The sequence below is a fragment of the Micromonospora sp. NPDC007208 genome (assembly GCF_042869175.1).
Taxonomy (GTDB): Bacteria; Actinomycetota; Actinomycetes; order Mycobacteriales; family Micromonosporaceae; genus Micromonospora; species Micromonospora foliorum.
Window position 1 is genome coordinate 221029 of sequence record NZ_JBIAFG010000005.1, and the last position, 18868, is coordinate 239896.

Sequence of the window (18868 nt, forward strand, 5' to 3'; positions counted from 1 at the left end):
AGGCCGCGACCCGTCGCCGTCCAGGCCACGCAGCCCCCCGGGTCGGCGCTGCCGAGGGGCGCAGTTCTTGGGTGAGCCGGGTAACCCCACCACGGGGTGGCTGCTGATTGACGGTCCGGCGCTGTCACAATGGCGGCATCGTGACCGACATCTTTCCTGCCGGGTCCGGCCGCTACCCAGCCGACGCGCCGGCCTCCGAGGCCCTGTTCGACCGCGCCCGCGCCATCGTGCCGGGCGGGGTGAACTCCCCTGTGCGCGCCTTCCAGGCGGTCGGCGGCACCCCACGTTTCATGGTCCGTGGTGAGGGCCCGTGGCTGTACGACGCCGACGGTCGCCGCTACGTCGACCTGGTCTGCTCCTGGGGTCCGCTGATCCTCGGGCACGCCCACCCGGAGGTGGTGGAGGCCGTCCAGGCCGCCGCCGCCCGGGGCACCAGCTTCGGCACGCCCACCCCGGGTGAGGTGGAGCTGGCCGCCGAGCTGGTCGACCGGACCCCGATGGAGCAGGTTCGCCTGGTCAACTCGGGCACCGAGGCGACCATGTCGGCGATCCGGCTGGCCCGTGGCTTCACCGGCCGCTCGAAGATCGTCAAGTTCGCCGGCTGCTACCACGGCCACGTCGATGCTCTGCTCGCCGCCGCCGGCTCCGGCGTGGCCACCCTGGGCCTGCCCGACTCGCCCGGCGTGACCGGCGCGGCGGCCAGCGAGACCATCGTTCTTCCGTACAACGACATCCGGGCCGTCGAGGAGGCGTTCGCCGCCGAGGGCCCGCACATCGCCGCGGTGATCACCGAGGCCGCCGCCGGCAACATGGGCGTGGTGGCCCCCCGCGACGGCTTCAACCAGCAGCTCGCCCGGATCGCGCACGCACACGGCGCCCTGCTCGTGGTGGACGAGGTGATGACCGGGTTCCGGGTCTCCCGCGCCGGGTGGCACGGCCTCGACGCCTCCGACGCCGACCTGTGGACGTACGGCAAGGTCATGGGTGGTGGCCTGCCCGCCGCGGCGTTCGGCGGGCGCGCGGACATCATGGCGCGGCTCGCGCCGGCCGGCCCGGTCTACCAGGCCGGCACCCTCTCCGGTAACCCGCTCGCCTGCGCCGCCGGTCTGGCGACCCTGCGGCTTGCCGACGACGCGCTGTACCAGCGCCTCGACGAGACGGCCGCCGTCGTGGGCAAGCTGGCGTCCGACGCGTTGGCCGCCGCCGGGGTCCCGCACCGACTGTCGTACGCGGGCAGCATGTTCTCGGTCTTCTTCACCGACGCCGACGTGGTCGACTACGACAGCGCGCGCACCCAGCAGGTGCCGGCGTTCAAGGCGTTCTTCCACGCGATGCTCGCCGCCGGCGTCTACCTGCCGCCGAGCGCGTTCGAGTCGTGGTTCGTGTCGGCGGCGCTCGACGACGCCGCTCTGGAACACATCGCCGACGCGCTGCCGACGGCGGCGAACGCGGCGGCAGCGGCTGGTCACGGGGGTTGAGCGTGAGCGCGAGGAGTGAGCCGGGTTTGCGAGCCCCGCAGTCGCGAACAGAGGGAGCGCAGCCTTGAGCAAGACTGTGGTGCACGTGCTTCGGCACGGCGAGGTGTACAACCCCGACCAGATCCTCTACGGCCGGCTGCCCGGTTTCCGCCTGTCCGAGCTGGGCGTGCAGATGGCCAAGGCCGCCGCGCAGGGCCTGGCCGAGCGGGAGGTCGTGCACGTGGTGGCCAGCCCGCTGGAGCGCGCCCAGCAGACCGCCGAGCCGATCGCCGCCCAGTTCGGGCTGCCGGTCGGGGTGGACGAGCGGCTGATCGAGAGCGCCAACTGGTTCGAGGGCAAGAAGGTCTCCCCGGGTGACGGGTCGTTCCGCGACCCGCGTAACTGGTGGGTGCTGCGCGACCCGGTGACCCCGTCCTGGGGCGAGGCGTACCGGGTGATCGCCGAGCGGATGTTCGCCGCCGTGCACGCCGCCCGGGTCGCCGCCGAGGGGCGCGAGGCGGTGCTGGTGTCGCACCAGCTCCCGATCTGGACGTTGCGCCGTTACGTCGAGCGCAAGCGGCTCTGGCACGACCCGCGCAAGCGGCAGTGCGGGCTGGCGAGCCTCACCTCGTTCCACTTCGACGGCGCGAAGGTGGCGGGCATCGGCTACAGCGAGCCGGCCGCGCACCTGATCGCTCTCTCCGCGACAGCCCGGACGGCCAAGGGGGCCTGATGAACGCCCGGAGGTGGACCGCCGGTCTGCTCGCCGCCGTCGCCGCGGTGGCGCTGGCCGGCTGCACGTCGTCGAAGGCGCAGGAGAAGACCTGCACGACCACCACCGACGGGATCTTCGAGTGCGCACCGGACCAGCGCTCCGCACCCCCGAAGGTCGCCGGTGAGCTGCTGCTCGGCGGCAGCTACGACGTCAGCGAGGCGCGCGGTCAGGTCGTGGTGGTCAACTTCTGGGGTTCCTGGTGCGCGCCGTGCCGCGCCGAGGCGGACGACCTGGAAGCCGTCTACCAGGCCACCAAGGGTTCCGGGGTGAACTTCCTCGGCATCAACGTGCAGGATTCGCGGGACAAGGCCAAGGCGTTCGAGAAGGGCCGGGTCACCTATCCGAGCCTCTTCGACCCGGCCAGCAAGACGGCGCTCGCGCTGGACATCCCGCCGAACAGCGTGCCCGCGACGGTGGTGCTCGACCGGGACGGCCGGATCGCGGCGGTGATCCGGGCCGCCGTCAAGCAGGAGGGCCTGCAACCGATCGTCGAACGCATCGCCGCCGAGAAGCCGGCGCCGAACTGATGGGCGAGACCTTCCGGGAGTTGGCCCTCAGCGGGCCGCTGCTGCTCGCCATCGGCGCGGCGGCGCTCGCCGGCCTGGTCAGCTTCCTCTCCCCGTGCGTGCTCCCGCTCGTCCCCGGCTACCTGTCGTACGTGACCGGCCTGGCCGGCGCCGACCTGGAGGGCCGCCGACCGGCGGCCGACCCCGCGCCGACCACCGGGGGTGTCGCGGTCAAGGAGCGGGTCGCGCGGGCGGGCGCGGTCAAGGGTCGGGTGCTCGCCGGGACGCTGCTCTTCATCGGCGGCTTCACAGTCGTCTTCGTGGCCACCGCGATCCTCTTCGCCAGCCTCGGCCGGGTGTTCTTCGACTACAAGCGCGAGTTGCAGATCGGCGTCGGCGTGCTGATCATCGTGGCGGGGTTGAGCTACCTCGGGATGATCCCGGCCCTGCAACGGGAGTTCCGGATCTCCCGGTTGCCGTCGGCCGGGCTGCTCGGCGCACCGGTCTTCGGTGCGGTCTTCGCGCTCAGCTGGGTGCCCTGCACCGGCCCCACGCTCGGCGCGGTGATGGGCATGGCCACCGCCAGCGGCCAGAGCGACCGCGCGGTGGTGCTCGCCGTGGCGTACTGCCTCGGGTTGGGGATACCGTTCATCGTCTTCGGGCTGGGCTTCGAACGCCTGCTCGGGGTCTTCCGCGCCGTCCGGCGCAACAGTCGCTGGGTCACCCGGGTCGGCGGTGCCCTGCTCATCCTGATCGGCCTGGCCCTGGTCACCGGCGGATGGCAGAGCTTCGTGATCTGGTTGCAGACCACCGTCGGGGTGGGCGAGGTGAGCATCTGATGACGGTCGTCGACGACCGACCGGAGACCGTGGCGCCCACGCCACGCCGCCGGCCCAACCGGCTGCTGGCCCTGCTGCGTAACTCGTGGCGGCAGCTCACCAGCATGCGTACGGCGCTGATCCTGCTCTTCCTGCTCGCGATCGCCGCCATCCCCGGCTCGGTGCTGCCGCAGCGCGGGATCAGCCCGGAGAAGGTCAACGAGTACTTCGTCGACCACCCGGACTGGGCCCCCCGACTGGACCGGATCGGCGCGTTCGAGGTCTTCGGGTCGGTCTGGTTCTCCGCGATCTACCTGCTGCTGTTCACCTCCCTGATCGGCTGCATCACGCCCCGGCTGCGCGACCACGTCCGCACGTTGCGGTCCCGGCCGCCGGCCGCGCCGAAGCGGATGGCCCGGCTGCCGCAGCACACCGTGCTGCCCGCCCCGCCCGGTGGCGCGGCGGCGGTCGCGGAGGCGTTGCGCAAGCGCCGCTGGCGCGTCGAGGTGCGTGGCGACGAGGTCTCCGCCGAGAAGGGCTACCTCAAGGAGACCGGCAACCTGCTGTTCCACACCTCGCTGATCGCGGTGCTGATCGGCGTGGCGCTCGGCTCCTGGTACGGCTGGAGCGGCAACCGGCTGCTGGTGGCCGGCGCGGACAACGCGTTCTGCAACACCCGCCAGCAGTACGCCGAGGCGAAGCTCGGGCCCCAGGTGGACAGCGCCGACCTGCCCCGCTTCTGCCTGCGGCTGGACGACTTCGAGGCCCGGTTCCTGCCGTCCGGCCAGCCGGAGTACTTCAACGCCACGGTCACCGTCGACGGCCCGGACGAGCCGACCCGCAGCGCGGACTTCTCGGTGAACTCGCCGCTGCGTCTGAACGACGCGAGCGTCTACCTGCTCGGCCACGGGTACGCCCCGGTGATCCGCTACACCGACCGGTTCGGCAACAGCCAGATCAGTGACGAGCCGTTCCTGACCACCGGCGACATGGGCCTGACCAGCGAGGGGCTGGCGGCCTTCCCGGACGCCAACGTCGACCCGGCGACCGGCCAGCGCGCACCCGATCAGCAGATGGCGTTCACCGGCATCTACCTGCCCACGGCGCCCGAGCAGGGGCCGTTCGCCCGCTCGCAGTACCCGACCGAGCGCAACCCGGCGCTGAACCTGGTCGCCTACCGCGGCAACCTCGGCCTGGACGCCGGCATCCCCGGTTCGGTCTACCAACTCGACCAGCGGCAGGTGCGGACCGGCAAGGTCAAGGAGGTCGGCACCAAGCTGCTCCGCAAGGGTGAGACCTGGAAGCTGGACGACGGCACGACAGTCGAGTTCCTGGGCACCGAGCGGTACGTCACCCTCTCCATCCGGCACGATCCCGGCTCGACGATGCTGCTGGTCAGCTGCGGCGTCCTGCTGGTCGGGCTGATGGGTTCGCTGTTCGGGAAGCGCCGCCGGGTCTTCTTCCGGGTGGTGCCGGGCGACCCCGGGGAAGGATCTCCGACGAGCGGTAGTAGCTTGATGGAGGTCGGTGGGCTGCCGCGTACCGACTATCCAGGGTTCGCCGACGAGTTCACCCAGCTCGTCGCCGCTGTCAGCGGTGCCGAACGGCCTGACGCTGACTCCACTGAGCGGGCCGGCGTGCGAGAAGGAGCCGAGTGATGTCCGCACTCTCCGACAATCTGGTGACCTTCGCGATCCTGGCGTACCTGATCGCGATGATCGGCCACGCCGTCGAGTACGCGCTGGGCAACGTGCGTACCCGGGTCGCCGCGGCGGCGCCGGTGCGCGAGTTGGTCGGCGCCGGCGGTCCCGTCCCGACGCCGCCCGCGCCGGTCCCGTCGCCGCCCCCGGCCGACGGCTCCGCCGGGCGGGCCCGGCTGGCGGGCCTGATCGGGGTGGGCGCCACCGCGGTCGCCGCCGGGCTGCACCTGGCGGCTCTGGTCACCCGTGGGCTCGCCGCAGACCGGATGCCGTGGGGCAACATGTACGAGTTCGTGCTCACGGTGACGTTCATCGGGGTGGCCGCCTGGCTGGTGGTGCTCTGGAAGCGACCGTCGCTGCGCAAGCTCGGGCTCTTCCTCACCCTGGTGATGGTGCTGCTGGTCGCCACCGCCGAGCTGGTGCTGTACGTGCCGATCGTGCCGCTGGTGCCGGCGCTGAACTCGTACTGGTTCGTCATCCACGTCTCGACGATCGTCTTCGCGTCCGGCATCTTCCTGCTCGGCGTGGTGCCGGCGGTCGGCTTCCTGATGCGCAACGGGTACGAGCAGGGCAAGCGGAGCTTCCCGTACACCCTGGCCAAGCGGCTGCCCGGTGCGGTCGGCCTGGAGCGGCTGACCTTCGCGCTACACGCCTTCGCGTTCCCGATCTTCACCTTCGCGGTGATCGCCGGTGCCATCTGGGCCGAGGCGGCCTGGGGTCGGCCGTGGGGCTGGGACCCGAAGGAGACCTGGGCGTTCATCTCCTGGGTGGTGTACGCCGGCTACCTGCACGCCCGCGCGACGCCCAGCGTCAAGCGCAACGTGGCCACCTGGATCGCGGTGCTCGGCTTCCTCACCATGCTGATGAACCTGTTCGGCGTGAACATCTTCTTCACCGGCCTGCACTCGTACGGCGGGCTGGACTGATCCTGGCAACGCGGTGCGGGCCGGTCACGGATTCGTCCGTGACCGGCCCGCGTTGTTCGGGTGGCCTCGGTCAGCTCACCGTGACCGGCGCGATGTCGTTGCCCGGGTTGTCGTCCACCCGGGGGTAGCGGCTCGCCGGCTGGACCTCCCCGGCGGACCCGCCGAGGCTGTCGATCCGTAGGTCGAAGGTGGCCGTCTTGCTGACCCCGGCGGGGAACACGCCTCCCGGGCCACTGCAGCGCCAGAACTTCGGGGTCGTTGCGCCGTCCTCCTCCTCGCCGCCGTACGACCCGCAACCCGGCGGGTTGGCCAGCACGGTGACCCCGGAGGGCGGGGTGAAGAGGAAGTCGCCGACCGTGTCGCCGGAGTTCGTGCCATCCGGCACACCCGGCCCGTCGTTACGGATGCCCACGGTCACCTGGACGGTGTCGCCGACGGCGCCGGTCACGGTCGCGCCCTGGGCGACGATGTCGAAGGCGCTCCGGACCTCCCACAGGTAGGTCTGACCGCCGGCGCCGTTCACCTCGACCGGGATCACGCCGAGCGGCGTACCGACCGCCCGCAGCCGCAGCGCCTGGTCGGCGTCGCGGCTCCTGAGCTTCACCCCGCTCGGGAGTGAGCCGGCGCTGGCCAGCGGCTCCACGACCTGGGTGATCCGCTTGTCGCCGAGCGTCGCCGGGCCGACCGTGGTGGGGAGCCCGCCCCGCAGCTCGTGCCGTTGACCGGGCGCGTACGTGCCTCGCACGGTGCAGACGACAACGGTGGCGAGCACCTTGTCCGTGCCGTACCGGCAGTTGCGGTAGCTGGCCGGCACGAGGCCCACCGAGAAGCGCATGGTGAGCCGCAGGTCCACGGCCGGCTGGTCGCCGGCATTGACCACGGTCACCGCGAGGGGGAGCGTGTCGCCCACCTCGACGCCGGTCACGTATTCGTCGACCATGTCGAGCAGGTCGGGCCCGGACCGCACGGTGACCGTCGCCTGCTGGGCGTACGCCTCGGTCTGCTCGCCGAACGCCGTGTAGTCGAGGGTGCCGGACGCGCCGTCGACGGCACCCGGCGCGGGCCGGAACACCACCGGCACGGTGCCGGTGAGCGTGCCGAACTCCTCGACGGCCGTCGGCGGCATCGGGCAGGTCACCGAGGTGCCCGCGGTGACGCAGAAGTCGGGGAAGCTGGCGGTGGCCACGCCCGCCAGGCCGGTCAGATCGATGGTCACCCGGGGCTGGCTGGCCCCGGTGCTGCTCAGGGTCAGCGGCACCGTCCGGCTGGGAGCGCCGGCCGCGCCGAGCGACACATCGCCCAGCGAACCACTGACCCAACCCGGGTCGTCCTCGGCGGAGGCGGCCGTTGTCGCCACGCCGATCATCGCCATCGTCACGACCAGCGCGGTCAGACCGCGCAGGAGCCTGCCACGCGTAACGCGCACAGATGTCAACCGATCTCCTTGGTGAGGGGTGAGCCGGTCGGAAGAAGCCGGAGCGGCCTCGCCCCCGGCCCGACCGGCACCCCTGATCCTAGAGATCACCTCTGACAGTTCTCGATCAGTCGTCCAGGTCGCGATCTCCGTCGAAGTAGGACTCAGCCGGTGCCCGCCGCCCCGGTCGCCGTTGATCCACTCGGCTTTCAGGAAGTGGGGGTGTCCTGCGCCCTGGGACGCCGCGACTTCCGGAAACCCGAGTGGATCTTGCGCTGACGGCCACCGAGGCGGGCGGTGAGGTCGGGCCACGGCTCGCGTTACCCCCCGATATGCGCGTCATGGGGTGACGCAGCGTTGAGCGCTCGCTACCGTGCGGCAGGGGGGTCGAGTGACCCACCGTGAGCGGCGGAAGGTGGAACGCAGTGACCACAGTGGTGTCCACAGCGATGCTGATCCGGGAGCAGCTCCGGCGGTCGCGGCTCGCGGCCGGGTTGACTCAGGAGGAGTACGGCAAACGAGCGCACTACTCGCCGTCCATGGTGTCGGCCGTCGAGCTGGGGCAGACCGCACCCAACGAGGCGTACCTGAAGCGAGCCGACGAGGTGCTCGACACCGGCGGCCTGCTGACCTCGCTGCGCGAGCTTGGCCGGCGCGACGGCGAGCCGGTCTGGTTCCGCCCCTGGCTGGAGGTCGAACGGGTCGCCACCCAACTGCGTTGCTTCGGCGCGACGATGATTCCCGGGCTGTTGCAGACCGCCGACTACGCCCGGGCGGTGTTCCGGCTCGACCTGGGGCTGACCGCCGATCGGGTGGAGCAGTTGGTGGCGGCCCGGCTGGAGCGGCAGACGATTCTCGACCGGGAGCACCCGCCGCAGCTCACCGCCGTGATCGACGAGGCCGCGTTGCAGCGCTTCGCGGAGGGCTGCGCCGGGGTGCTGGCCGAGCAGTTGCGGCACCTGGTGGCGTGCGCCCGCCGCCCGCACATCAGGGTGCACGTGCTGCCGCAGGGCGTGGGCCTGCACGCCGGCCTCTTCGGGCCGTTCATCCTCGGCCGCACCGCCGACGGTAGTTGGCTCGGCTTCCTCGACAACCAGACCGGCGGCACCGCCGTGGACGACATCAACGAGGTGGCGACCCTGCTCGGAAGGTGGGAGAGTCTGCGCAGTGACGCGCTGCCCCGGCAGCAGTCGATCGACCTGCTCGAGGAGATCGTGAAGCCATGGATCTGACCGGAGCCCGCTGGCACAAGTCCACCCGGAGCGGCAACGACGCTGGCGCCTGCGTCGAGGTTGCCGACAACCTGCCCGGCCGGGTGCACGTCCGCGATTCCAAGGACCGCGACGGCGGCCTGTTGACCTTCACCCCGGCCGCGTGGCGGGCCTTCGTCGAGCTGGCCCGCACCCACTGACCGTCGGCTCGGCCCGGTTGCCGCGGGCCTCCCCGCACCGCACCTGGGTGACCCGGCGGCTCGGAGGGGCCGGTCTCGTCGTTCTCCACCTCGACCCGCTGGTCCACCCGCCCGGCGACGTCCCGGAGGTCTCGCTCGCCGTACCGGTCGGCCGGCACGCCGTAGCGGGCCCGCACCGCGGCGTCGCCGGCGATCAGCCGCCGAACCAGCCGGGCACGTCGAGCCGGAACCAGTTGGCCGAGGCCATGGTGCGTAGGTCGTCCTCCAGGGCGGTGACCCGTTCCGGGCCGAGGGTGTCGGCCCACTGTGCGCGCAGCCGGTCGAAGATCTCGGCCGAGCGGCGTAGCCCGTCGGCGCCGCGCGGGGTCACCCGGACCAGCCGGCGTCGCGCGTCGGAGGGATCGTCGACCCGCTCCAGGTAGCCGACGGCGACCAACCGGTCGACTGTCTTGCCGGCGGCCTGTTTGGAGATGCCCAGCCGTTGGCCCAGCTCGGTGGCGGTGGTGCCGTCCGCGCCGACGGCCTGGAGCACGAACCCGTGCAGTGGCCGCAGCTCCGGATGCCCCTCCCGGGCCAGTTCGGCGTGCAGATCGTCAATCAGGGTGCGGAAGCCGGCCAGCAGCAGCAGCGGTAGCTGGAAGCCGGGCCGGGCGGGTTCAGGGGTTGCCATGTTCGACAACCGCGTTTACTATTTCGTCAACCACGTTGACTATCTTACGTGATGCGGCCCGCTTCTCCGCGCCGCCGTCCCTTCCCACAGCCGCCCCTTCCGGCCGCCGCCCTGGAAAGCAGGTCACCATGCCCGTCTTCACCGCCCACACCGCCGAGACCGCGCCCACCCCAACCGCCCGACGGGCCATCGAGGGAGTACGCCGCCAGTTCGGCTGGCTGCCGACACCGGTGGCGCTGATGGCCGAATCACCGCAGTTGCTCGCCGGGTTTCTCACCGCCAACGCGGGCTTCGAGCAGACCGATCTCACGCCGCTGGAGCGGGAGGTGGTCGTCCTCGCCGTCGCCACCACCAACGAGTGCCACGTCTGCGTCGCCCTGCACACCGGCACGCTCACCCGACTCGGTGCGACCGCCGAGCTGATCACCGCGCTACGTGCCGGCTCGGTGCTACCCGACCCGCGCCTGGAGGTACTGCGCCGGTTCACGCTGGCCGTGCTCCAGCACCGGGGCGCAGTGCCGGACGACGAACTTGACGACTTCCTGACCGCCGGTTTTCAACCTCGGCACGCGCTGGACGTGGTGCTCGGCGTCGGGGCGTACACGATCTCCACGTTCGCCAACCGGCTCACCCGGGCACCGCTCGACCCGCCGCTGGCCGCCCACGCCTGGACGCCCGCAGCCTGACCGCTGGTGGGCCGCTGCTGGGCCGCTGGTCAGGCCGCCCCGAGGAAGTCACGCAGGAGGGCGAGCATCTCGTCCGGACGCTCCTCGTACAGCCAGTGCCCACAGTCCTCGATCACCTCGCCGCGGACGGTGTCGGCGTACCGGCGGACCTGCTCGGCGATCTGCCCACCGAGGCTGGCCGCCGCGCCGACGGCCAGCACCGGCATCGTCAGCTTCGTGGCCTGGTACGCCGCGTTGTCGGCGACGTCCTGCTCGAACGCCCGGAAGTAGGCGAAGCTGGCCCGCAGGTGCGCCGGGTCGCGCAGGTGGCTGGCGAACTCCTCGATGTCGGGCGCGGCGATGCTGCCCTTGTGCACCATCAGCGCGTCGGTGAACTTGTCCACCCAGAGCGACTCCCGCCCGTCGACCAATGCCTCCGGAAGCCCGTTGCCGAGGGAGAAGTAGCCGAAGTTCCACACCCCGGGTCCGGCCGAGGTGAGCGCGGGGAACGTGTAGATGCTCTCGTCGGGGATCGGCGCCTCGGTGAGCACCAGCCGACTCACCCGCTGCGGATGGGCGGCGGCGTACGCGTACGCCACCATGGTCCCCAGGTCGTGCCCGACCAGCCGGAGGTCGCTGACCAGGCCGAGCTGGTCGAGTAGTCCGTGCAGGTCGGCGGCGACTGTCTTCTTGTCGTACCCGCCGTCCGGGGCGTCGCTGCCGCCGAAGCCGCGCAGGTCGGGCGCGACCACGTCGAAGGAGCGTCCCAACTCGGGCAGCAGGTGCCGCCACATGTACCAGCACTGCGGGTACCCGTGCAGCAGCACCAGTGGCGGGCCGGCACCGCCACGGACGTAGTTCATGCTGATCTGGCCGACCCGCGCCCGTTGCTCGGTGAACCCCGCCGGGACCCGCTTCCCGCCCATTCGCCGCCTCCGTCCACCCGTCGTCTGCCGCTCGCTGGCCCGTGTTCGCTGGCCCGTGGCCGTCGGCCTGCCGGCGTCTGCCGGGCTACCCGCTCAACCGTCCGCCATGCCCGGGAGGTGTGGGCTCTGCGCGTTGATCCACTCGGTTTGCAGGAAGTCGGCCTATCCACGGGCGCAGGACACCCCGATTTCCTGCAAGCCGAGTGGATCAAGATTCGCCGCGTCTGCCGTCTGCCGTCCGCCGCTGATCGGCGGGCGAATCGCGAGTGTCACAGCACCCGGCGTGGGCCGTGCGAGCGCCGGTGCGGGAGACTGGGCGACATGGCGGCTCGTGGCTTCCCGTACACCGATCTCAAGGACTTCATCGCGGCGCTGGAGCGCGCGGGGGAGTTGCGCCGGATCGACGTCCCGGTCGATCCGACCCTGGAGATCAGCGAGGTGGTCACCCGCACGGTGCGGGCCGGCGGCCCGGCGCTGCTCTTCGAGCGTCCGACCCGGGGCGAGATGCCGGTGGCGATCAACCTGTTCGGCACCGAGAAGCGGATGGCGATGGCCCTCGGCGTCGACTCGCTGGACGAGGTCGGTGCCCGGATCGGCGCGCTGATCAAGCCGGAGTTGCCGGTCGGCTGGTCGGGCATCCGGGAGGGTCTCGGCAAGGTCATGCAGCTCAAGTCGGTGCCGCCGCGCAAGGTGAAGACCGCTCCCTGCCAGGAGGTCGTCTACCGGGGTGAGGACGTCGACCTCAACCGGCTGCCGGGGTTGCAGGTCTGGCCCGACGACGGCGGGATCTTCCACAACTACGGGCTGACCCACACCAAGCACCCGGAGACCGGCAAGCGCAACCTCGGCCTGTACCGACTCCAGCAGCACGGCCGCAACACCCTGGGCATGCACTGGCAGATCCACAAGGACTCCACAGCCCACCACGCGGTCGCCGAACGGCTCGGGCAACGCCTGCCGGTCGCGATCGCGATCGGCTGCGACCCGGTCGTCTCGTACGCGGCCAGCGCGCCCCTGCCCAGTGACATCGACGAGTACCTGTTCGCAGGCTTCCTGCGTGGCGAGCGGGTGGAGATGGTCGACTGCCTCACCGTGCCGTTGCAGGTGCCAGCGCACGCGCAGATCGTGCTGGAGGGTTACCTGGAGCCGGGTGAGCGGCTGCCCGAGGGGCCGTTCGGCGACCACACCGGTTTCTACACGCCGGTCGAGCCGTTCCCCGTGCTGCACATCGAGGCGATGACCATGCAGCGCAAGCCGGTCTACCACTCGATCGTCACCTCGAAGCCGCCGCAGGAGGACCACGGCCTCGGCAAGGCCACCGAGCGGATCTTCCAGCCGCTGCTCAAGCTGATGATCCCGGACATCGTCGACTACGACCTGCCGGCCGCTGGCGTCTTCCACAACTGCGCGATCGTCTCGATCCGCAAGCGCTTCCCGAAGCACGCGCAGAAGGTGATGAACGCGATCTGGGGCGCGCACCTGATGTCGCTGACCAAGCTGATCGTGATCGTCGACGAGGACTGCGACGTGCACGACTACAACGAGGTCGCCTTCCGGGCCTTCGGCAACGTCGACTACGCCCGCGACCTGCTGCTCACCGAGGGTCCGGTGGACCACCTCGACCACTCGTCGTACCAGCAGTTCTGGGGCGGCAAGGCCGGCGTCGACGCGACCCGCAAGCTCCCCACCGAGGGCTACACCCGCGGGTGGCCGGAGGAGATGACCATGGCCCCCGAGGTCACGGCCCTGGTCGACAAGCGCTGGAAGGAGTACGGAATCTGATGGCCGTCCTCGACGCACCGACGGCGACGCCAGGCCGGACCAAGTCCTTCCTGAAGCTCGTCGCCGTCGAGCACTCCGTGTTCGCGTTGCCGTTCGCGTTCCTCTCGGCGCTGGCTGCGATGCAGATCAACGGTGGGCGGGTCCGGTGGCTCGACCTGCTGCTGATCACCGTGGCGATGGTCGGGGCGCGGACGTTCGCGATGGCCGCCAACCGGATCATCGACCGCCAGATCGACGCGCGGAACCCGCGTACCGCCGGTCGGGAACTGGTCACCGGAGCGGTGAGCGTGCGGACGGCCTGGACCGGCGCGGCCGTCGCACTGGTGGTCTTCCTCGCCGCCGCTGCCCTGCTCAACCCGCTCTGTCTGGTGCTCGCGCCGCTCGCCGTGGTGCCGCTGGTCGTCTACCCGTACGCCAAGCGGTTCACCAACTGGCCGCACGCCATCCTCGGGGTCGCCCAGGCGGTCGGCCCGGTCGGCGCCTGGCTGGCGGTCACCGGCACCCTGGACGGCTCCGGGCCGGCCTGGCTGCTCGGCGCGGCCGTGGGGCTGTGGATCGGCGGCTTCGACCTGATCTACGCCTGCCAGGACTCCGAGATCGACCGGGAGATCGGCGTGCACAGCGTGCCCGCCCGGTACGGTCGGCGCTTCGCGCTGCACGCCTCCACGGTCGCGCACGTGGTGACCTTCGCGCTGTTCATCTGGTTCGGTGCCTTGATCGGTCTCGGCTGGCTCTGGTGGATCGGGTTGGCGCTGACCGCTGTGGCGTTCGGCTACCAGCACCTGGTGGTCACCCCGACCGACCTCAGCAAGGTCAACCGGGCGTTCTTCACCGCCAACGGCTTCGTCGGCATCGCACTGTTCCTCTTCGCGCTGCTCGACCTGGTGATCCGGCTCGGTCTCCGGCCCTGAGGCTGAGCCGGCCCTACGACGCTGGGGCTGGCGGTGCGGCGGTGACCGGGTAGCGGGCGCTCTCCAAGGTCCAGTCGATGGTCCCGCGCACGGCGTACGCGACACCGTCGAGATGGTCGGCGACCGCCTCGTCCAACGTCGGGCCGAACGACGGCACGGCGGCTCGTAGCGCGACGAAGCGTCGCATCGCCTGCCGCCAGTGCTCGGCCGCCCGTTCGACCGCCTCCGCCTCCGGTACGGCCAGGTCGCCCTCGATGGCGAGGACGAGGTTGTGCCCGCCGGCGGTCACCCGGTCCCGTTCCAGCGAGGCCAGGTCGTTGTACCAGGAGAGCAGGTCGTTGCCGGTGCGGGCGATCTGACGCAGCAACGGGTGGTGGTAGACCGGGTCGGGCAACGGTCGGCCACTGACGAACTCCACCAGCGGGTACGACACCTCCGCCGCCGAGGTCGACCGACGCAGCTCGACGTACTCGTCCACGCTGGGACGGCGGCCGGCCTCCTTGTTGACCGCCTCCTGCCAGGTGCCGTCGAGGTGTCGGGCCACCGCGTCGGCGAAGCGTTGCCGCCACCGGGCCGGCATCCGGCGGCGCGGCTCCCGCCAGGCCAGCACCAGCAGTCGCCGCAGTGGGCCGGTCAGCCCGGTCTGCCGCAGCCGGGTGCCGTCGTGCAGCAGCGCCAGGGTGCCGTTGCGCAGCGCCCGGATCTGCTCCGGGGTCAACCGATTCGGCCCGTCGCAGGCGTCGTCGACCAGGAAGAACCAGGTGAACAGCGCGGCCAGCATCCGCAGGTCGGCTTCGGTCGCCTCCGCGTAGAGCCGTCCGGCGTACCGGGCGAAGGCTCCCCGGGACAGCCGGTGCAGCGCGGCGTCGTCCAGTGAAAAACCAAGCTCGGGCAGCAGACCGAGCAGCCAGTCCTGCACGCGATCGGCGTGTGGTGGTGGAAGCCGGGGCGGAATCGGACATTCGGCACGCAGCGCCCGGAGGATCTCGCCGGTCGTCACCGATGCCTCCTCTTCGAGATGGTTCCGGTGCGAATCGCCAGCGGCAGCATGTCAGGTCGGTGGGATCCGCAGGTACCCCGTCCGACATGTCGGACCGGACCAACCCCGGGGGTGCCCACCGGCGGACCAGCCGGACCAGGCAGGCTGGGGGCATGCGGGAACCATGGGTGGTCGGGGTCTCCGGTGCCTCCGGTACGCCGTACGCGGCGGCCGTCATCGGCGGCCTGCTCGACGCGGGCGAGCCGGTGGACCTGATCGTGTCCCGAGCGGCGCGACTCACCGTGCTCGACGAGACCGGCCGACCCTTCCGGGACGGGCACTGGGCCGAGGACCTCGCCGCCTGGCTCGACCGGGACCTGACCACGGCGGATGTGCGGCACTGGCCGGCCGGCGACCTGGCCGCCGGGCCGAGCAGCGGCTCCTACCGGGTACGCGGGATGACTGTGGTCCCGGCCAGCACGGCAGCCTGCGCGGGCATCGCGATCGGGCTCTCCAAGGACCTGTTGCAGCGCGCCGCCGAGGTCAACCTCAAGGAGCGCCGTCCCGTGGTGCTGGTCCCCCGGGAGACACCGGTGACCCGCAGCCACCTGGAGCACCTCATCGCGCTGCACGACGCGGGTGCGGTGGTGCTGCCGGCCAGCCCCGGCTTCTACGGCGCCGGCGCGGCGGCCAGCGCGCAGCAACTTGTCGACTTCGTGGCCGGCAAGGTGCTGGACGCGCTCGGCGTCCCGCACACCCTGTTCCGGCGGTGGTCCGGCCAACTCGGCGCAGCGCGAAGCTGAGCCGTCCCGTTCGTGTCGGCAGTCGGCCGAAGCGGGACGCGGACCGGACTGGTGTCCGGTCCGCGTGGCGTTGTCCGCACCAGTTCAGTACATGCCGGCGTTGGCCGGACCCGGCCCCGTGGACGCCGCCGGCCCCACATTGCGTGGCTTACCGACCTCATCCACCTCGTCCAGCATGCCCTCCCCCTCAAGCAGGGCTCGCACCTCGGATTCCCGAAACCGGCGATGCCCGCCTGGAGTCCGGATGCTTCCTATCCGGCCGGCCGCCGCCCATCTCGTCACAGTTTTCGGGTCTACCCGAAACAGCGCGGCGACCTCACCCGGTGTCAGCAGGCGATCTCCAGTGTCCACAGCCCCCTCCTCGCGTCGACGAAGCCCCCGGCTGAACACACTGCCCCCGGCTGGTGCGTAGCCCAGAGCCGTCATGAGGGACGTATGGCAATTACAGCACCAGGGACATGGCCTGTCCGCCCAAACGCGAAAAATGCACTGAGTGGGGAGTTAGTAATGTTACTGGTGCTACCGATGCCCTGACCGGCGGTTTATGAACAGTGACTCGCCGCTCAGTCCAACGGGTGCCGAAGGCCGCACGTTACGCGTGAACGGTTAGGGTCACTCTCTGTGGATGCCATCGACCTGAGCCTCGTCGACCTGCTGCGCGGCAACGCCCGCCTCTCGTACGCCGAGCTGGCCCGACAGGTGGGCCTCTCGGCCCCGGCCGTGCACGAGCGGGTCGGCAAGCTGGAGAGCAGCGGGGTGGTCCGGGGCTACCGTGCGGACGTGGCCCCGGAGTCGATCGGGCTTGGTGTCACCGCGCTGATCGGCATCGTCGAGGACTCCGGTGCCGACAGCGACGACATGCTCGAGTCGCTGCGGGTGCTGCCCGAGATCGAGTCCTGCTACTTCATGGCCGGCGTGGAGTCGTTCCTCCTCAAGGCGCGGGTCGGCACGATCGCCGAGCTGGAGCAGTTGATCGTGCGGTTGAACCGGACGCCGGGGGTCGCCTCCACCCGTACCGCCATCGCGCTCTCCACCAAGTGGGAGAACCGCCCGCAGCCGGTGGGCCCGCCCGCGGCCTGACCGCCCTCGTACCCCCTGGTGTCACCCGGTCGGCCGGCGGTAGCGTGCGCCGATGACCCCCTCGGCGCGTCCCGTGGCGGTGGTGACCGGCGCGGCCGGGGGCCTGGGCCGTGCCATCGCCACCGCGCTGCACGCCGACGGCTGGTCGGTGCTGCTCACCGACCTCGACCCGGCGGCGGTGCAGAGTGCCGCGGTGCCGCTCGGCGGCTGGTCGGCCGCCCTGGACGTCCGGGACGAGGACGCCTGCGCCGCCGTCGCCGGGATCGCGGCGAGCCGGGGCGACCTCGCCCTCTGGGTCAACAACGCCGGCATCCTCGTCACCGGGGCGTCGTGGGAGCACGACGCCGCGACCCGCCGTCGGGTGCTCGACGTGAACGCCCACGGCGCCATGAACGGCACCCTCGCCGCGCTGACCGTGATGCGCGAGCAGGGCCACGGCCACGTGCTCAACGTCGTCTCGTTGGCCGGGCTGGTCGCCGCGCCCGGCGAGACGGTGTACGCGGCCAGCAAGCACGCCCTGCTGGCGTTCAGCCTCGGCACCCTGTCCGACCTGCGGATGGCCGGGTACCGGCGGGTGCACGTCTCCTGTCTCTGCCCGGACGGCATCTGGACCCCGATGCTGCACGACCGGCTGGACGACCCGGGGGCGGTGGCCTCGTTCACCGGGTCGATGCTGACCGCGCAGCGGGTGGCGGCCCGGGCGGTCCGGCTGGCCCGCCGGCCACGTCCGGTGGTCAGCCTGCCCCGCTGGCGGGGAGCGCAGGTACGCCTGTTGGACGCGCTGCCCAGGTTGGCCGTCGCACTGACCCCGCTCGTCCGGGCCGCCGGCCGCGCCGGTCAGCGCCGCCAACGCCGCAGGTCAGCGCCGTCAGACCGGCGCTGACCACCGCTGGTCCGCTTGCTAGGTTTCCGAGCGTGACTCATCTCGACCGGTGCGACGAATCCAGCCGAACCTGGGTGACCGAGGCGATCGCCGCCGTCGAGGCGGACGCGAACCGCTCGGCCGACACCCACCTGCTGCCGTTCCCGCTGCCCCGGGAGTGGGGGATCGACCTCTACCTCAAGGACGAGTCGTCACACCCCACCGGCTCGCTGAAGCACCGGCTGGCCCGCTCGCTGTTCCTCTACGGGCTCTGCAACGGCTGGATCGGGCCGCGCACCACGATCGTCGAGGCGTCGTCGGGTTCCACGGCGGTCTCCGAGGCGTACTTCGCCCGGATGCTGGGTCTGCCGTTCATCGCGGTGATGCCTGCCTCCACCTCGCCGGAGAAGATCGCGCAGATCGAGTTCCAGGGCGGCCGGTGCCACCTGGTGGACGACCCGGCGAGCGTGGTGGTCGAGGCCCGGTGGCTCGCCGAGGACTCCGGCGGGCACTTCATGGACCAGTTCACCTACGCGGAGCGGGCGACCGACTGGCGGGGCAACAACAACATCGCCGAGTCGATCTACGCGCAGTTGGAACTGGAGCGGCACCCGATCCCCGCCTGGGTCGTGGTGGGTGCCGGCACCGGGGGCACCAGCGCGACCATCGGCCGCTACGCCCGGTACCGCCGGCTCGCCACCAAGCTCTGCGTGGTCGACCCGGAGAACTCGGCGTTCTACCCGGCCTGGCTGGCCGCCGACTGGTCGGTGCGCACCGGGAAGGGCTCCCGCATCGAGGGGATCGGCCGGCCCACCGTGGAGGCGTCGTTCCTGCCCTCGGTGGTGGACCGGATGGTCCAGGTGCCGGACGCGGCGTCACTGGCCGCCATGCGCGCCGGATCGGCGCTGCTCGGCCGCCGGGTGGGCGGGTCCACCGGCACCAACCTGTGGGGCGCGTTCAGCCTGATCGCCGCGATGCTCGCCGAGCGTCGGACCGGCTCGGTGGTCACCCTGATCTGCGACCCGGGCGACCGGTACGCCGACACCTACTACTCCGACGACTGGGTGGCCGCCCAGGGCCTCGACCTGACCCCGCACCTGGCCACCATCGACCGCTTCCTGGCCACCGGAGCCTGGCCGGCTTGAGCTGCTCAGCAGGGCCTGGCCGGCCTGAACCGCGCAGC

Annotated in this window: 20 protein-coding genes; 15 read left to right on the plus strand and 5 right to left on the minus strand. The window is 71.5% G+C overall.

All coding sequences use genetic code 11. The annotated features are described in order from the left end of the window. The first annotated feature begins 140 nt into the window (after positions 1–140). The 6 genes from hemL to ccsB all read left to right on the plus strand — a co-directional run bounded on the left by hemL (position 141) and on the right by ccsB (position 6182). Entirely contained in the window at positions 141–1478 is a 1338-nt protein-coding gene (gene hemL, locus ACFYL6_RS12855) for a glutamate-1-semialdehyde 2,1-aminomutase (protein ID WP_387170723.1), read from the plus strand. A gap of 64 nt (positions 1479–1542) precedes the next feature. Then, positions 1543–2190, plus strand: coding sequence for a histidine phosphatase family protein (locus ACFYL6_RS12860; protein ID WP_387170725.1), 648 nt, complete (start codon positions 1543–1545; stop codon positions 2188–2190). Further along, on the plus strand, positions 2190–2759 hold the full coding sequence (locus ACFYL6_RS12865) for a TlpA family protein disulfide reductase (protein ID WP_387170727.1): 570 nt from the start codon (positions 2190–2192) through the stop codon (positions 2757–2759). Before ACFYL6_RS12860 ends, ACFYL6_RS12865 begins: the two co-directional genes overlap by 1 nt. Then, complete coding sequence (locus tag ACFYL6_RS12870; RefSeq protein ID WP_387170729.1) at positions 2759–3577, plus strand: cytochrome c biogenesis CcdA family protein; 819 nt, start codon at positions 2759–2761, stop codon at positions 3575–3577. The genes ACFYL6_RS12865 and ACFYL6_RS12870 overlap by 1 nt, the downstream gene beginning before the upstream one ends. Continuing rightward, a complete protein-coding gene (locus ACFYL6_RS12875) occupies positions 3577–5214 on the plus strand; it encodes a cytochrome c biogenesis protein ResB (RefSeq protein ID WP_387170731.1) in 1638 nt (545 codons plus the stop codon). The genes ACFYL6_RS12870 and ACFYL6_RS12875 overlap by 1 nt, the downstream gene beginning before the upstream one ends. After that, on the plus strand, positions 5214–6182 hold the full coding sequence (ccsB, locus tag ACFYL6_RS12880; RefSeq protein WP_387170733.1) for a c-type cytochrome biogenesis protein CcsB: 969 nt from the start codon (positions 5214–5216) through the stop codon (positions 6180–6182). Before ACFYL6_RS12875 ends, ccsB begins: the two co-directional genes overlap by 1 nt. A gap of 70 nt (positions 6183–6252) precedes the next feature. Here ccsB and ACFYL6_RS12885 read toward each other — a convergent pair whose 3' ends face one another. Further along, positions 6253–7608: a hypothetical protein gene (locus ACFYL6_RS12885; protein ID WP_387170735.1), complete on the minus strand. Its 1356-nt coding sequence runs from the start codon at positions 7606–7608 to the stop codon at positions 6253–6255. Between the two features lie 437 nt (positions 7609–8045). Here ACFYL6_RS12885 and ACFYL6_RS12890 point away from each other — a divergent pair, with 437 nt between their 5' ends. Further along, positions 8046–8828: a Scr1 family TA system antitoxin-like transcriptional regulator gene (locus ACFYL6_RS12890; RefSeq protein ID WP_387171171.1), complete on the plus strand. Its 783-nt coding sequence runs from the start codon at positions 8046–8048 to the stop codon at positions 8826–8828. After that, positions 8825–9007: a DUF397 domain-containing protein gene (locus tag ACFYL6_RS12895; protein ID WP_030334025.1), complete on the plus strand. Its 183-nt coding sequence runs from the start codon at positions 8825–8827 to the stop codon at positions 9005–9007. The genes ACFYL6_RS12890 and ACFYL6_RS12895 overlap by 4 nt, the downstream gene beginning before the upstream one ends. 193 nt (positions 9008–9200) lie before the next feature. Here the strand turns inward: ACFYL6_RS12895 and ACFYL6_RS12900 are convergent, their stop codons facing one another. Next, entirely contained in the window at positions 9201–9677 is a 477-nt protein-coding gene (locus ACFYL6_RS12900; protein WP_387170737.1) for a MarR family winged helix-turn-helix transcriptional regulator, read from the minus strand. 128 nt (positions 9678–9805) lie between these two features. On the opposite strand from ACFYL6_RS12900, the gene ACFYL6_RS12905 reads away from it, so the two are divergent. Next, positions 9806–10363: a carboxymuconolactone decarboxylase family protein gene (locus tag ACFYL6_RS12905; RefSeq protein ID WP_387170739.1), complete on the plus strand. Its 558-nt coding sequence runs from the start codon at positions 9806–9808 to the stop codon at positions 10361–10363. A 29-nt stretch (positions 10364–10392) separates the two neighbouring features. Here ACFYL6_RS12905 and ACFYL6_RS12910 read toward each other — a convergent pair whose 3' ends face one another. After that, a complete protein-coding gene (locus ACFYL6_RS12910; RefSeq protein ID WP_387170741.1) occupies positions 10393–11268 on the minus strand; it encodes an alpha/beta fold hydrolase in 876 nt (291 codons plus the stop codon). Between the two features lie 321 nt (positions 11269–11589). Between ACFYL6_RS12910 and ACFYL6_RS12915 the strand changes: the two genes are divergently transcribed. Both ACFYL6_RS12915 and mqnP read left to right on the plus strand, forming a co-directional pair. Then, positions 11590–13050 carry a menaquinone biosynthesis decarboxylase gene (locus ACFYL6_RS12915; protein WP_387170743.1) on the plus strand — a complete coding sequence of 487 codons (1461 nt, stop codon included), beginning with the start codon at positions 11590–11592 and terminating at the stop codon, positions 13048–13050. Further along, positions 13050–13961 (plus strand): menaquinone biosynthesis prenyltransferase MqnP, encoded by a 912-nt coding sequence (gene mqnP, locus ACFYL6_RS12920; protein ID WP_387170744.1) that lies wholly within the window; start codon positions 13050–13052, stop codon positions 13959–13961. The genes ACFYL6_RS12915 and mqnP overlap by 1 nt, the downstream gene beginning before the upstream one ends. Before the next feature lie 13 nt (positions 13962–13974). On the opposite strand, the gene ACFYL6_RS12925 is transcribed toward mqnP, so the two are convergent. Further along, entirely contained in the window at positions 13975–14961 is a 987-nt protein-coding gene (locus ACFYL6_RS12925) for a terpene synthase family protein (RefSeq protein ID WP_387170746.1), read from the minus strand. Between the two features lie 152 nt (positions 14962–15113). Here ACFYL6_RS12925 and ACFYL6_RS12930 point away from each other — a divergent pair, with 152 nt between their 5' ends. Beyond that, the gene (locus tag ACFYL6_RS12930) at positions 15114–15743 is read left to right on the plus strand and encodes a UbiX family flavin prenyltransferase (RefSeq protein WP_355416967.1); all 630 of its coding nucleotides are present in this window, start codon (positions 15114–15116) and stop codon (positions 15741–15743) included. Positions 15744–15827: 84 nt separating this feature from the next. Here the strand turns inward: ACFYL6_RS12930 and ACFYL6_RS12935 are convergent, their stop codons facing one another. After that, a complete protein-coding gene (locus ACFYL6_RS12935; protein WP_007454516.1) occupies positions 15828–16094 on the minus strand; it encodes a BldC family transcriptional regulator in 267 nt (88 codons plus the stop codon). Positions 16095–16364: 270 nt separating this feature from the next. On the opposite strand from ACFYL6_RS12935, the gene ACFYL6_RS12940 reads away from it, so the two are divergent. From ACFYL6_RS12940 to ACFYL6_RS12950, 3 genes are read left to right on the plus strand one after another with little or no spacing between them, the layout of a single operon-like run. Further along, positions 16365–16823, plus strand: a complete 459-nt coding sequence (locus tag ACFYL6_RS12940; protein ID WP_091395696.1) for an Lrp/AsnC family transcriptional regulator — start codon at positions 16365–16367, stop codon at positions 16821–16823. 52 nt (positions 16824–16875) lie between these two features. Further along, the gene (locus ACFYL6_RS12945; RefSeq protein WP_387170749.1) at positions 16876–17706 is read left to right on the plus strand and encodes an SDR family NAD(P)-dependent oxidoreductase; all 831 of its coding nucleotides are present in this window, start codon (positions 16876–16878) and stop codon (positions 17704–17706) included. A 32-nt stretch (positions 17707–17738) separates the two neighbouring features. Next, complete coding sequence (locus tag ACFYL6_RS12950; protein ID WP_387170751.1) at positions 17739–18830, plus strand: PLP-dependent cysteine synthase family protein; 1092 nt, start codon at positions 17739–17741, stop codon at positions 18828–18830. Positions 18831–18868 lie beyond the last annotated feature (38 nt).